Source organism: Janthinobacterium sp. JF4, from assembly GCF_059617925.1.
In genome coordinates, this window is sequence record NZ_JCAQAV010000005.1 from 133,046 (window position 1) to 147,630 (window position 14,585).

The 14,585-nt window shown below is 64.0% G+C and carries 11 protein-coding genes and 1 tRNA gene; 5 read left to right on the forward strand and 7 right to left on the reverse strand.

Features of this window, described 5'->3' with window-relative positions:
- The first annotated feature begins 86 nt into the window (after positions 1-86).
- The 4 genes from AC54AF_RS07325 (at position 87) to AC54AF_RS07340 (ending at position 4,477) form a co-directional block, all read left to right on the forward strand.
- Positions 87-1,961: an amidohydrolase gene (locus AC54AF_RS07325; RefSeq protein ID WP_496636011.1), complete on the forward strand. Its 1,875-nt coding sequence runs from the start codon at positions 87-89 to the stop codon at positions 1,959-1,961.
- Positions 1,951-3,060, forward strand: coding sequence for a porin (locus tag AC54AF_RS07330; protein WP_496636012.1), 1,110 nt, complete (start codon positions 1,951-1,953; stop codon positions 3,058-3,060). The genes AC54AF_RS07325 and AC54AF_RS07330 overlap by 11 nt, the downstream gene beginning before the upstream one ends.
- 98 nt (positions 3,061-3,158) lie before the next feature.
- Positions 3,159-3,986 (forward strand): AraC family transcriptional regulator, encoded by an 828-nt coding sequence (locus AC54AF_RS07335; RefSeq protein WP_496636013.1) that lies wholly within the window; start codon positions 3,159-3,161, stop codon positions 3,984-3,986.
- A 77-nt stretch (positions 3,987-4,063) separates the two neighbouring features.
- Positions 4,064-4,477: a cupin domain-containing protein gene (locus AC54AF_RS07340; protein WP_496636014.1), complete on the forward strand. Its 414-nt coding sequence runs from the start codon at positions 4,064-4,066 to the stop codon at positions 4,475-4,477.
- Positions 4,478-4,546: 69 nt separating this feature from the next.
- Here the strand turns inward: AC54AF_RS07340 and AC54AF_RS07345 are convergent.
- The 3 genes from AC54AF_RS07345 to pepN all read right to left on the reverse strand — a co-directional run bounded on the left by AC54AF_RS07345 (position 4,547) and on the right by pepN (position 8,539).
- Positions 4,547-4,622 (reverse strand) — tRNA-Thr (locus tag AC54AF_RS07345).
- A gap of 117 nt (positions 4,623-4,739) precedes the next feature.
- On the reverse strand, positions 4,740-5,741 hold the full coding sequence (locus AC54AF_RS07350) for a class 1 fructose-bisphosphatase (protein WP_131685345.1): 1,002 nt from the start codon (positions 5,739-5,741) through the stop codon (positions 4,740-4,742).
- A 143-nt stretch (positions 5,742-5,884) separates the two neighbouring features.
- Entirely contained in the window at positions 5,885-8,539 is a 2,655-nt protein-coding gene (gene pepN, locus AC54AF_RS07355) for an aminopeptidase N (RefSeq protein WP_496636015.1), read from the reverse strand.
- A 197-nt stretch (positions 8,540-8,736) separates the two neighbouring features.
- Between pepN and AC54AF_RS07360 the strand changes: the two genes are divergently transcribed.
- Positions 8,737-9,366, forward strand: coding sequence for a DUF4136 domain-containing protein (locus AC54AF_RS07360; RefSeq protein WP_496636016.1), 630 nt, complete (start codon positions 8,737-8,739; stop codon positions 9,364-9,366).
- Positions 9,367-9,540: 174 nt separating this feature from the next.
- On the opposite strand, the gene AC54AF_RS07365 is transcribed toward AC54AF_RS07360, so the two are convergent.
- The 4 genes from AC54AF_RS07365 to AC54AF_RS07380 form a co-directional block, all read right to left on the reverse strand.
- Positions 9,541-10,530, reverse strand: a complete 990-nt coding sequence (locus AC54AF_RS07365; protein WP_496636017.1) for a quinone oxidoreductase family protein — start codon at positions 10,528-10,530, stop codon at positions 9,541-9,543.
- 23 nt (positions 10,531-10,553) lie between these two features.
- A complete protein-coding gene (locus AC54AF_RS07370; RefSeq protein ID WP_141170563.1) occupies positions 10,554-10,943 on the reverse strand; it encodes a methylglyoxal synthase in 390 nt (129 codons plus the stop codon).
- Between the two features lie 29 nt (positions 10,944-10,972).
- Positions 10,973-11,893 carry a DMT family transporter gene (locus AC54AF_RS07375; RefSeq protein ID WP_496636018.1) on the reverse strand — a complete coding sequence of 307 codons (921 nt, stop codon included), beginning with the start codon at positions 11,891-11,893 and terminating at the stop codon, positions 10,973-10,975.
- A 118-nt stretch (positions 11,894-12,011) separates the two neighbouring features.
- Positions 12,012-14,495 carry an alkaline phosphatase D family protein gene (locus AC54AF_RS07380; RefSeq protein WP_496636019.1) on the reverse strand — a complete coding sequence of 828 codons (2,484 nt, stop codon included), beginning with the start codon at positions 14,493-14,495 and terminating at the stop codon, positions 12,012-12,014.
- Positions 14,496-14,585: the final 90 nt, after the last annotated feature.

Consider the following 14,585-nt stretch of genomic DNA (forward strand, 5'->3'; position numbering starts at 1 on the left):
TGTCCGCTCCCGGCCCCTGGGCTACACTGACCGCAGATCCTGGCCGCGCCCCGGCCTCCCCCGCATTGCCACCATGGAGCTGCATCATGACCGAACCGTCCCTTTCCTCCGCCGCGCCGCTGATACTGATCAACGGCTGCTTCCACACCGTCGACAAGTCGCGCCCACAGGCGAGCGCGGTGGCCATCGCCGACGGCAAATTCCTCGCCGTGGGCGATCTTGAAGACGTCATGCGCCACCGCGCGCCCGACAGCCGCGTGATCGACCTGAATGGCCGCACCGTGATTCCCGGCCTGAACGACTCGCACCTGCACCTGATCCGCGGCGGCTTGAACTACAACCTGGAATTGCGCTGGGAAGGCGTGCCTTCGCTGGCCGACGCCCTGCGCATGCTCAGGGAACAGGCGCTGCGCACGCCGAACCCGCAATGGGTGCGCGTGGTGGGCGGCTGGAACGAATTCCAGTTCGCCGAAAAGCGCATGCCGACCCTCGATGAAATCAACGCGGCGGCGCCCGACACCCCCGTTTTCATCCTGCACCTGTACGACCGCGCCCTGCTCAACCGCGCGGCCTTGCGCGTGGTCGGCTACGACAAGAACACGCCGAACCCGCCCGGCGGCGAAATCGTGCGCGACGCTGCCGGCAACCCGACCGGCATGCTGATCGCGCGCCCGAACGCCATGATTTTATATGCGACCCTGGCCAAGGGTCCGACCCTCCCGCGAGAATTGCAAGTCAATTCCACGCGCCAGTTCATGCGCGAACTCAATCGCCTCGGCCTGACCAGCGCCATCGACGCGGGCGGCGGCTTCCAGAATTATCCGGAAGACTACGCGGTGGTCGAGGAACTGGCGCAAAAAGAGCAGCTGACCATCCGCATCGCCTACAACCTGTTCACGCAAAACAAGGGCCGCGAACTGGAGGATTTCGAAAAATGGACGCAGATGGTGACGCCGGACCAGGGCGACGATTACTATCGCCATAACGGCGCCGGCGAAATGCTGGTGTTTTCCGCCGCCGACTTCGAAGACTTCCTCGAGCCGCGCCCGGACCTGGCGCCCGGCATGGACGACGAACTGGAAAAGGTCGTGCGCCACCTGGTGTCCAAACGCTGGCCCTTCCGCCTGCACGCCACCTATGACGAATCGATCGACCGCATGCTGACGGTCTTTGAAAAGGTCAACCGCGATATCGCGTTCGACGGCCTGCACTGGATGTTCGACCATTGCGAGACCATCACGCCGAAAAACATCGACCGGGTCAAGGCGCTGGGCGGCGGCATCGCCATCCAGCACCGCATGGCCTTCCAGGGCGAATATTTTGTCGACCGCTACGGCGCGGAAGCGGCCAAGGCCACGCCGCCGATCGCGCGCATGCTTGCCTCGGGCGTGCCGGTGGGCGGCGGCACCGACGCCACCAGGGTCGCCAGCTATAACCCGTGGACGGCGCTGTACTGGCTGGTATCGGGCCGCACCGTGGGCGGCTTGCGCCTGTACGACGCGGGCAGCCGCTTGTCGCGCGATACGGCGCTGGAACTGTGGACGGCGGGCAGCGCCTGGTTCTCCAGCGAACAAGGCAAGAAGGGCCGCATCCAGGAAGGCATGCTGGCCGACCTGGCCGTGCTGAGCGCGGATTTTTTCAGCATAGCTGAAGAGGCGATCAAGTCCATCGAATCGGTGCTCACCATCGTCGGCGGCAAGATCGTCTACGGCCAGGCGGAATTCACGCCACTGGCGCCGCCTCCCATCCCGGTATTGCCGGACTGGTCGCCCGTGAAAAACGTGGCTGGCCATTACCGTGCCGCGCCGCCGCAAAAGAGCAGCGTCATGCAACAGCACCAGTGCCAGGGCGCCTGCGGCGTGCACGCCCACGCCCACGACGTGGCGCGCAAGAGTTCCGTGCCCGTCTCCAGCCATTCCGGCTTCTGGGGCGCGCTGGGGTGCAGCTGCTTTGCATTCTGATGCCCTGCTGACGCGATTGCCTTTGCTGGCGGCCGGCGCGCTGGCGCTGGCGGCGGCCCTGCCCGCCGCGGCACAACAGAATGTGCAGCTGTACGGCCGCCTGAACGTGGCGCTCGAAGCGCTGCATTCGTCAGGCAGCGGCGAGAGCGTGCAGCGCGTCTCCAACAACCGCTCGGTGCTCGGTTTTCGCGGCAGCGAAGACCTGGGCGGCGGCTGGCAGGCGCTGTTCCAGGTCGAGGGCACCTTGGCGCCCGACACGGGCGCGGGGTCCATCGCCGCGCGCGACACACGCGTCGGCATTGCCGGCCCGTGGGGCACGCTGTTTGGCGGGAACTGGGCCCTGCCCTACAACAGCGCCACGTCCGCGCTCGACCCGTTCTACCCCACCACGGCCGGCTACATGAGCCTGATGGGCAACGGCGCCGGCGCCAGCGAAAGCAATACCAGCAACACGTATTCCTTCGACCGGCGCCAGCAGAACAGCGTGCATTACTGGACGCCGCAGTGGCAGGGCTGGTCGCTGCGCGTGGCGCGCGGCATGGGGGAAGAACGGCCCGCCAACGGCGCGCATCCGGCACTGACGTCGGCCGCATTGATCTACGATGGCGGCACCCTGTACGCTACCCTGGCGCAGGAAGAGCACCACGGCTACCAGGGACGCGGACTCACGGACCGTGGCAGCAAGCTGGCCCTGGCCTGGCGTGTCGATAGCGCCACGCAGCTGGCGCTGGCGCTGGAAAGCCTGCGCTACGACACTGCCACGGGCGAGCTGCGCCGCCGCACGGTGTATGTCTCCGCCACGCGCCAGTTCGGCCGCCATGGCTTGCGTTTCGGCCTGGCGCATGCCCAAAGCGCCAGCGGCGGCGCGCTGGAAACCATCGGCACGGTGCGCGCGGGAGCCGGTACGGGCGCCACCCACGCCACCGCCGGCTACGACTACCAGCTGTCGAAACGCAGCAGCCTGTATGCCTACTACACGCGCCTGGCCAACGGCGGCCACGGCGTCGCCGACTTTGCCATCAACAGCCTGGGACGCGATGCAGCAACAAAGGGCGCCACCATGTCGGGCGTGGCGCTGGGAATCCGGCACAATTTCTGAGGCACGATTTCTGATACGGCGGTTTTCGTGGACAGCCCCGCGCGCGGCGGGTACAGTCAGCAATCGGCAACCAGGGCGGGCATCCACGGACAAACATCATGAAGCGAGCATCAGCGCCGGCGCGCAGCGACTGGGTCAAGTGCGCCGAACCGGTACAAGGGGTCGAACGCATCGAGGCATGGTTCAAGGGCAAGGCCTATGCCATGCACCGCCACGACACCTATGCCATCGGCCGCACGCTGGCGGGCGTGCAGCGTTTCAGCTACCGTCGCGGGCAGCGCGACAGCCTGCCCGGCAATACCATGATCCTGCATCCCGACGAGGCGCACGATGGCCAGGCGGGTACCGACGCAGGCTTCCGTTACCGCATGCTGTATATCGAACCGGCGCTGTTCCAGGACGTGCTGGGCGGACGCGCGCTGCCCTTCATCGAAGGCGGCGTGTCGACCGATCCCCGCCTGGCAGCCGCCACCTCCGCCTTGCTGCCGCACGACGGCCACCCGCTCGAAGCGCTGGAACAGAGCGAGGCGCTGGCCGAGCTGGCGCATGCGCTGGCGGCGGTGGCCGGCACGCCGGCACAGCGCTTGCGAGGCGACTTCCTGGCGGCGCGCCGCGCGCGCGACTACTTGCAGGCGCACTGCACGCAGGCCGTCACCCTGGCGGAACTTGAAGCGGCAACGGGACGCGACCGCTGGAGCCTGTCGCACGACTTTCGCGTGTTCTATGGCACCAGCCCGTACCGCTATCTGACGATGCGGCGCCTGGAAATGGTGCGGCGCCTGCTGCTGGCTGGCGCCACGCTCGCCTCGGCCGCCATGGCCGCGGGCTTCGCCGACCAGAGCCACATGACGCGGCATTTCCTGAAAACCCATGGACTGACGCCTGGCCGCTGGCTGCGCTACGCCGGCGGTAGCACCAAGAGCTGAAAACACCCACGATCGTTCAATACTGCTCGCAAGTGCATGCGTATTCTGGCTGCATCGCCACTTGAACGGAGCACAGCATGTCCACCATCACCATCACCACGCGCGGCCAGGGCCAATCCATCGACCTGGCGCGCAAGGTCGCCCTGATCGACGGGCACTGGCAGCCGCGCGTCATCGCCGAAATGAATGACTACCAATTCAAGGTCGTCAAGGTACTGGGCGAATTCCAGTGGCACCGGCATGCCGATACGGACGAAACCTTCATCGTGCTGGAAGGGCAATTGCGCATCGCCCTGCGCGGTCCTGGCTACGCGGAAGGACACGCCATCGTGCTGCGTGCCGGCCAGATGGCGGTGGTAGCCAAGGGGATCGAACATAAACCGTGCGCCCCCGCCGAAACCAGGCTGCTGCTGATCGAGCCGCGCGGCGTGGTCAACACGGGCGACGGCGACGCGGGCGAGCGCACGGTGGAAAACGATCAGTGGATCTGAGCCGGGGAATGTGACAGACAACAAAAAACCCGCTGACTTTTGCAAGTCAGCGGGTCTTCTGATGAAACTTGGTGCCGTTGGCCGGAATCGAACTGGCGACCTTCACATTACGAATGTGCTGCTCTACCAACTGAGCTACAACGGCGAAGACCCACATTCTACAAACAATGCACAAAATTTGCTAGTGTCAACGCGAACTTTTTTGCATTTTTTCAGCGGCCCGGCTGCGGGCCGCTGAAAATCGTGGAAAAGTGCGGCTTTTTTACTCCGCGTGGTAGGCCGTGACGCGGGCCACTTCGTCTTTCGAGCCGAGGAAGACGGGCACGCGCTGGTGCAGCTTGTGCGGGGCGATGTCCATGATGCGCTGCTGGCCGTCGGTGGCCGCGCCGCCCGCTTGCTCAACGATGAAAGCCATCGGGTTCGCTTCGTACATCAGGCGCAGCTTGCCCGGCATTGACGTGTCGCGCAGGTCGGCCGGGTACATGAAGATGCCGCCGCGGTTCAGGATGCGGTGCACGTCGGCCACCATCGAGGCGATCCAGCGCATGTTGAAGTTGGTGCCGCGCGGACCCGTGTCGCCGGCCAGCAGTTCGTCGACATAGCGCTTCACGGGCGGATGCCAGTGGCGCGCGTTCGACATGTTGATGGCGAATTCCTTCGTCGTCGGCGGAATCTGCATATTGCTTTGCGTGAGGACCCACGAACCCATTTCGCGGTCCAGGGTGAAGCAGTTCACGCCATTGCCGAAGGTCAGCACCAGCATGGTTTGCGGGCCGTACACGGCGTAACCGGCCGCCACTTGCTTGCTGCCCGCCTGCATGAAGTCCTGTTCGGTCGGCTGCCCCATGCCTTCCGGCGCCTTCAGCACCGAAAAGATGGTGCCGATGGAGACGTTGACGTCGATGTTCGACGAGCCGTCCAGCGGGTCGAACAGCAGCATGTATTCGCCCTTCGGATAGCGGTTCGGAATCGGGTGGATCGATTCCATCTCTTCCGACGCCATGGCCGCCAGGTGGCCACCCCATTCGTTCGCTTCGAGCAGTATCTCGTTGGAGATGATGTCGAGTTTTTTCTGCACTTCGCCCTGCACGTTTTCCGTGTCGGCCGTGCCCAGCACTTCACCCAGGGCGCCCTTGCCGACGGCGTGGCTGATGGTTTTGCACGCGCGCGCGACGACTTCGATCAGCAGGCGCAGTTCGGCCGGAATGCTGTTGTTCGAGCGCTGCTCTTCAACCAGGTATTGCGTAAGACTGATGCGTTTCATGAATTCCCTTTGTTGGTTATGTCGTTATTTTAAGTGTCGCGTGCGGTGATTGTCGGCCTGCGCGCCGTTGGCGCTCAGCCGACCTACGAAATCATGACGCCGCGTAGGTCGGATTAGCCCGCAGGGCGTAATCCGACATGCCATCAATTGGCCAATGCCTTGCTGACGACTTCCATCACGTCATTCGACAGGCTGGCCTGGCCGGCGACTTTTTCCAGCGCGTCGCGCATGTGGTTCTGCAGCGCGGGCACGTAACGGCGCCAGCGATCCATGGAGCGCGCCAGGCGCGCCGCCACTTGCGGGTTCAGGGCGTCGAGCGCGATGACTTGCTCGGCCCAGAAGGCGTAGCCGCTGCCGTCTTGCGCATGGAATTGCGACGGATTGCCATTGGTGAAATTGAAGATCAGGCTGCGCGCGCGGTTCGGGTTTTTCAAGGTGAAGGCCGGATGCGTCATCAGCTGGCGCACGGCTTGCACGTCGGTCGTTGGCGCAGCTGCCTGCATGGCGAACCACTTGTCGACCACCAGCGCTTCGTTCTCGAAGTCGACATAGAAGCTGGCAAGGGCCGCCTGCGCATGCGGCTGCGAGCCGGAATGAATCAGCGCCGCCAGCGCCGCGGCGCGGTCGGTCATGTTGCCGGCATTGTCGAACTGCAGCCGCGCCAGGTCCAGCTCCGCCGCTTCGGGCGCGATCAGCAGATACGACAGGGCCAGGTTTTTCAGCGCGCGCTTGCCGGCCGACAGGGCGTCAGGGCTGTACTCGCCCGGCGTCTGGTTGGCGTGGTATTGCGCCAGCAGTTCAGGCTTCAGGGCGGCCGCGATGGTGCGGCGCATGAACTGGCGCGCCGCATGGATCGCTTGCGGGTCGACTTGCGCCATGCGCTCGGCGATGATGGTTTCCGACGGCAGGATCAGGGCCAGTTCGCGGAAGGCGGGATCGAGCGTTGCGTCGACCAGCAAGGCGCGCTGCGCTGCGATGAAGGTGTCGTCCAGCGCCAGAGCCTCTCCGGCGGCGACGGCGCCGGTCAGTTTCAGCAGGCGCTCCATGGCCAGGCGCTGGCCCGCTTCCCAGCGGTTCACCGGGTCGCTGTCATGGCGGAACAGGTGCAGCAGCTCGGCGTCGGTGTAATCGTATTCCAGCACCACGGGCGCGGAAAAGTCGCGCAGCAGCGACGGCACGGGGGCTTCCGTCACGTTCGTGAAGCGGAAGGTCTGCGACGCTTGCGTCAATTCCAGCACGACACTGGCAGCGCCGTTCGATGCCACGCCGTCGACGTGCAGCGGCAGGTCGCGGCCGTCCGCTGCCAGCAAGCCGACGGTGACGGGAATGTGGAACGGCAGTTTCTTCGGCTGGCCCGGCGTGGCGGGGCAGCTTTGCGCCAGGGTCAGTTCGAAGGTCTGGCTGGCAGCATCGTAGCGCGTGGAAGCGGCCACCACCGGCGTGCCGGCCTGGCTGTACCAGCGCTCGAACTGGCTGAAGTCGCGGCCATTCGCGTCCGCCATGGCGGCACGGAAGTCGTCGCACTGGACGGCCTGGCCATCGTGGCGCTCGAAGTACAGGTCCATGCCCTTGCGGAATCCGTCGCGGCCCACGAGGGTCTGGTACATGCGCACCACTTCGGCGCCTTTTTCGTAGATGGTGACCGTGTAAAAATTATTGATTTCGACGAAGGAGTCGGGACGCACGGGATGCGCCATCGGACCGGCGTCTTCGGGGAACTGCGCCTGGCGCAGGGTGCGCACCTGGTCGATGCGCGTGACGGCGCGGCCCGTGTCCGTGCCGATCATGTCGGCCGAAAACTCCTGGTCGCGGAACACCGTCAAGCCTTCTTTCAGCGACAGCTGGAACCAGTCGCGGCACGTCACGCGGTTGCCGGTCCAGTTATGGAAGTATTCATGGCCCACCACCGCTTCGATGCCCGCGTAGTCGACGTCGGTCGCCACGCGCGAGTTGGCCAGCACATACTTGGTATTGAAGATGTTCAGCCCCTTGTTTTCCATCGCGCCCATGTTGAAGTCGCCCACGGCGACGATCATGAAGCGGTCCAGGTCCAGCTCCAGGCCGAAGCGCTCCTCGTCCCAGCGGATCGAGTTTTTCAGCGACTGCATGGCGTAGTCGGTTTTATCGAGGTTGCCGTCTTCCACCCACACCTGCAGCAGCACTTCGCGGCCCGATTTCAGGGTATAGCGTTCTTCCTGGCACACCAGGCGCGCCGCCACCAGGGCGAACAGGTAGGACGGTTTCTTGAACGGGTCTTCCCACTTGGCGTAATGGCGGCCGTCACCGAGGTCGCCCTCTTCGATCAGGTTGCCGTTCGATAGCAGCACCGGATAGTGTTCCTTGTCGGCGCGCAGCATGACCGTGTACTTGGCCATCACGTCCGGACGGTCCGGGAAGAAGGTGATGCGGCGGAAGCCCTCCGCTTCGCACTGCGTGAAGAAATTATGGTTCGACACGTACAGGCCGGACAGCGAGGTATTGTCCTGCGGCGCCAGCACGGTTTCGATATCGAGCGTAACATCGTCCGGTGCCTTCGGGATGGTCAGCATGCCGGCCGTCAGCTTGTACTGCGACGGCTTCAATACCTTGCCGTTCAGGCGCACCATCACCAGTTCGATGTGTTCGCCGTGCAATTCGATGCTGCGGCTGGTGCCGGCCGGGTTGTGGCGCATGCGGATCCGGCTCGCCACCACTGTGCGGGCGGGATCGAGATCGAAACCAAGTTCGACGCTGTCGACCAGGAAGCTGGGCGGCGTGTAATCTTTGCGGTAAATCGTCTGAGGGCTGTCTGTGCGCATAGGGAATGGGTGGGAGCGGAGGCAAAAGCCTATTTTACCAACACCAGCCCCCCGATAGTCGCGATTCAGCTCAGGAATGTTGGATTCCCTTACACGCCGACATGTCAGGTAACATTCTGTAATAATGAATGGAAATAAATGGAACTATTCTTACAATAATAAGCGATAAATTGCGTCTACTATCAGGAGATCATGCAATGAAACGATATCTCACCATCATGATGGCCGCATTGACCGTGTTGCTGACCGGATGCGCCACCACCATACGCAATGACGTGACCGTCTTCCACGAGTGGCCTGCGCAATTGCAGGACAAATCGTATGCGTTTGAAGCGCCGGCGGCGGAAAACGACACGCTGGAGTACCGCAGCTACCAGAACCTGGTGCGCGCCGAACTGGCCAAGCACGGCTTCGGCGAAGCTTCCGGCCCGGCGGCAGCCAATTTGCGCGTGGCGATGCAGTTTTCCACCGTCGACTATCCTGAGCGCGTGCTGCAGGCATCCGATCCGTTCTGGTATGGCCCGGGCTACTGGCCTGGCCGCTATGGCTATCGTTACGGCGCGTGGCCAGGCTATGGCCGCTTTGGCTATAACCCCTACTGGTATGGCCCGATGGACGTGGAAGAAAGCGTGCGCCATAAATACGAACGCGAATTGCGCGTGACGATCAATGACCGCAATGGCAAGAAACTGTACGACGTGACCGTGCAATCGACCAGCAACAAGCGCGCCACGTCGCAAGTGATGCCGGCCATGGTGGCCAGCGCCTTTGCCGACTTCCCCGGCCAGAGCGGCGTGCCGCGCAAGGTCGAAGTCAAAGTGGAATAAGTCACTAACGCTCAAAAAACCGGCTTGCGCAGCGCTGCGCAAGCCGGTTTTTTTTCACTCAAGAATAATACGCCTCGGCGGCAAAGGTGAGCGCGCCGATCAGGGCCACGGCCAATGCCAGCACAATCAGCAGGCGGCCGAACTTCGGCGCGCCGTCTCTGTCGCTGCCGCCGCTCATGGCACGATGATGGTTGAGCCGGTGGTCTTGCGCCCTTCCAGATCCGTGTGCGCCTGGGCGATATGGGCCAGATTGTAGCGCTGGTTGATCTCGATCTGCACTTCGCCGCTGCTGACGACGCCGAACAGCGAGGCCGCCATCTCTTCCAGGTTCGCGCGGTTGGAGGCATAGCTGAACAGGGCCGGGCGCGTGAGGAACAGCGAGCCGCGCGAGGCCAGCTCGGACAAGGTAAACGCCGGCACGGGGCCGGAAGCGTTGCCGAAGCTGACCATCATGCCCAGCGGCGCCAGGCAGTCGAGCGAGCCCGTAAACGTATCCTTGCCGATGGAATCGTAGACGACGGAGACGCCCTTGCCGCCCGTGATCTCGCGCACGCGCTCGACGAAGTTTTCCGTGTTGTAGTTGATGACGTGGGCCGCGCCATGCGCCTTGGCCAGCGCCGCCTTTTCATCGGAGCCAGCCGTGCCGATCAGGTTTACGCCCAGCACTTTCGCCCACTGGCAGGCGATCAGGCCCACGCCGCCCGCCGCCGCGTGGAACAGGATGGTGTCGCCCGCCTTCAGGGCCACCGTGCGGTGGAACAGGTATTGCACCGTCAAGCCTTGCAGCATCATGGCGGCGGCCGTATCGAAGCCGATGCGCTCGGGCAGCACCAGCAGCAGGGCCGCCGGCAAGTTGCGCTGCTGCGCATACGCGCCATTGATGCGCGCCGCATATGCCACCCGGTCGCCGACCTTGACTTCCGTGACGCCCTCGCCCACCGCCTCGACGATGCCCGCGCCCTCGACGCCGAGGCCATTGGGCAGCGGCTGCGGATATAAACCCGAGCGGAAATACACGTCGATGAAATTGAGGCCGATGGCTTCATGCTTGACGCGCGCCTCGCCGGGACCGGGCGGCGCCAGTTCCACATCCACATATTCCATCACGTCCGGGCCGCCCACGCGCTGTACGCGGATGGCTTTGGTGGTAATCGTTGCGCTCATGCTCATCTCCTCATCTCGGTGAATCAGGCGGCAGCAACGGCCAGCGCCTGCAACTGCGACAGCACCAGGTGCGCCGATGACAGATTCGTCGCGCACGCCACGTTGTGCACGTCGCAGGCGCGCACCAGGGCGTTGATGTCCGGCTCGTGCGGCTGCGGCGTCATCGGGTCGCGCAGGAAGATCACGCAATCGATCAAGCCTTCCACCAGCAGCGAGCCGATCTGCAAGTCGCCGCCGAACGGGCCGGAATGCTTGCGTTCCACTTGCAAGCCCAGCTCGTTGATCAGGCGGCCGCCCGTGGTGCCCGTGGCCGACAGTTCGCAACCCTTCAAAAAATCCAGGTATTCGCCCGCCAGGGTAATCATGTCATCTTTTTTCTTGTCGTGGGCAATCAGGGCGATGCGTGTTTTCATGATGAGGACCATTTCAGTGGGTGGAGGAATTATTTCTTTTTCGACAGCAAGTAAATGCCGGCCAAGACCAGGCTGGTGCCAGCCAGTTGCCAGTTGGTGATCGGTTCATCGAGGATCATCGCGCCCAGGAACAGGGTCGAGACGGGGCCGATCATGCCCGCCTGCGAGGCGACGGGCGCGCCGATGCGCTCGACGGCGATCATCGTCATGAAGACGGGCATCACCGTGCAAAAAATGCCGTTCAGCAAAGACAAGCCATACACGGGCATGGGCTGGATCAGCAGCTCGACGGGGCGCAAAATGAAAAACTGGGCAATGCAGGCAAAGCTGGCCACGCACATCGCGTAGGAAACGAGCCGCATCGAGCCGATGCGTTTCACCAGTTCGCCCGAGCCCAGCAGATACACGGCATACGAACAGGCCGAGCCCAGCACGAGAGTCGACCCCAGCGCCACATTGCTGGCGCCGCCCTGCAAGTCGTGCACGAACACCAGCACGATGCCGCAATACGAGGTGAGCAAGGCCAGCCACTGCAAGCGGCTGATGCTCTGCTTGAAGTACACGGTGGTAATCAGGAGCACGAAGGTGGGCGTGAGAAACAGGATCAGCCGCTCCAGCCCCACGGAAATATATTGCAGGCCCAGGAAATCCAGATAGCTGGACAGGTAGTAGCCGACAACGCCCAGCCCGACCAGGCGCCAGCGGTCACTGGTCGACAGCGGCGGCTCCGTGCGCATCTTCCACCAGGCGATGACGGCGAACACAGGCAGCGAGAAAATCATCCTGAAGGCGATCAGGGTGACGGCGTCGATCTGGTAGCGGTACAGCAGCTTGGCGACGATGGCCTTGGTGGAAAACAGCACCGCCCCGCCCACGGCGATGGCCAGGCCACCGAGGTAGACGGAACGGGGAAGCGAAGATGGGGTGGCTTGCGGGGAACTGGAGCTCATGCCCAGATTGTAAGGCAAAAGCCAAAGGCGGCTGATAACTCCAACGGCAAATACTGGGGTCGGACCCTGAGGGTCCGACCCCAGCCCTTGCCTTGGGGTTAACTTTCAAGAAACAAGTTTAAGAAACCACCACCGCCGCCGCCCCTGCATTGACCGTCGCCGTCGTCACGCGCGCAATCACGTTGCTTGGCGCCGCCGTGCCGATCAGTTTATTCACCTGCTTGAACTGCGCCACCAGCTTGCCCGGCGTCAAGGTGACCACCGTGTAGCCCTGCGCGTCCGTGTTCAAATGTTTGATCCACGGGTTGTTGCCCAGCCCGGACAATTGCTGCGCCAGGCCCAGCAGGGTCACAGTGAAGTCAGTGCTCGCTTTCAAGCCCATCTGCACGGCAGCGACCGTCGCGTCCAGTTGCGCTTCCGGCACGCCCTTGGCGGCCAGGGAGCCGCGCAGCTGCACGCGCAATTGCTCCAGCAGGCTGTCGATGGTGGGCGCGGCCTTGCCCATGGTGTAGTCGAGCAGGTTGATGTCGAGATTGACCGTGCCCAGACCCGTGACGGGAATGGCCAGCGGATAGCTGACGAGGGTGCCGATATCGCCCATGCTGCCGGCGGCCGACTTCAGGTAGCTGAAGAAGGAATCGGAACTCACGCCGGCCGACACCAGGTCCACCATGACGGGCGTGCCGCCGCCGGCCGCGTCAAAATCATCGCTGACGGTGCCGGCAAAGAACGAGTGGATATCGCCCGTGAGCGCCACCACGTTGCCGATGGCATTGTTTTTCAGGTGCGCCATCAGGTGCTTGCGCTCGCTGTTGTAGCCATCCCACTGGTCGCAATTGAGCAAAAAGCGCGTGAAGAATGGCGCCAGCGCCGCCTGCTGTCCCGAAGCGGCGACAAAGCTTGACGCGGCGCCCTTGGCCTGCACGTCGGGCTTGATCCAGCCGAAGGCGATCACTTGCGCGGCGGCGGCCGGCGAGGCGCTGTTGTAGGCGGCCACCGTGATGCCGGCCTGGGCCGCGCTCAAGCCGGCGCCCACGGCGGCGGCGCCCTGCGCGCCGGCGTTGGCTGCCGCGCCGGCGATCGCCATGGCCGCCGCTTGCGCCAGGGTCGTCGATGCGCCCGCCGTGGAAGCGGCCACGATGGCCGAGGCCAGCGGCACGCTGCCGCCCACCAGAGGCAAGGTGCTGGCGATGGCCTTGCCCACGTTCGCCATGGCGCTCAGGGCCAGCAAGGTGGCAATCGCATCCGTGCCATTCAAGCCCATGCGCAGCAATGACACTTCATTGCCCCACAGCTTCCAGGTGGACGTGGCCGCCTTCATCTTGCTTTTCCACCAGTCGCGCTGGGTCGTGCCCAGCATGCCCACGGCGGCCAGCGGGTCGGCGCCGGCCTTGGTGGCGGCGGCCATTTTCTGCCCTTCCACGCTGTCGAACAGCGCTTGCGGCACCAGGTAGCGGCTGCCGATGCTGCCCAGCGGCTTGCCCGTGGCCGGGTTGATGGTCGACTCGGCAATCGCATGGTCGGCGCGGTACAGGCGCTCGTCCGTCATGACCAGCTGCATCAGTTTGCCGAACTGGAAATCGCGGTAGATCTGGATGTTCTGGAACGTCGTCGCGGCAGCGTCGAACGTGACGTCGGCCGGCATGTATTCGAACCACGCCTGGTTGGCGCTGCGGCGGCGGGCCGGTTGATGCAGATCGCTGCCGTCGGCGGCCACGATGCCTTCATAGGTGGACGCATCCTGCCAGGCGTCGTCCGTGAATTCGTGGTCGTCCCAGATGGCGATGAAGGCGAAGCGCTCGTGCACGGCTTGCAGGCGCGCATCGGTGCGGTATTTCTTGTACAGGTAGCGGTAATCGGCCACCGTGGTGGCGTATTTCGCGCCGGACGTGCCGCTTTTATACGTGCCGTCCGGTAGTTTCAGCTGGTCGTGACGGCTTTCCACGGCGCCGCTCTGGAAGGCCTCGCCCACCGTTTCGTAGATGTAATCGCCCAGGTGGACGATGAAATCCAGGCTTTCATTGACGGCGATGTGCGACAGCGCGCCCCAGTGGTTGATGCTCCAGTCCTGGCACGTCAGGTAGGCGAACTGCAGCTGCGATACGTCAGCCGTGGCGGCGGGCGCCGTCTTGAAGCGGCCCACGTTCGAGCGCACGTCGCCGGCGATGAACTGGTAAAAATACACCTGGCCCGGCTGCAAGCCCGTCACCTTGTGGCGCAGGGTGTTGTCGAAATCGGCTTTCAGGGGCAGCTTGGCGTCGACGATGGGCGTGCCCACCAGGGCCGTGTTGCCGCCCAGGGCAGCCTTGTTGTCGCTGGCGCTGACGATCAGGCGCACGGCGACGTCGGACTTGCCGGCCACGGCGGGCGCGACGGCGTCGAAACTGGCGGGCACGACGCGCGTCCACAGCATGGCGCTGTCGGCGCGCGGGTCGCCCGACGCCACGCTTTGCGGGAATTTCCAGTCGCTGCCCGACGCGAGCGGCACGCCGGGATCGCTGTAATCGGTGCTGCCGCAGGCGGCGAGGCCGACGGTGGCCACGGAGACGGTAATGAAGCCGCCCAATTTCAGAAATTGCCGCCTGTCCATTTGACTTGCCATGATGTCGCGCCCTCGATATGGTGAAAGCGCGTCACTTTAGCAACAGATTGTGTCATCCTGATGACGGGGCCAAGCCGCTTGGCAGGGGGC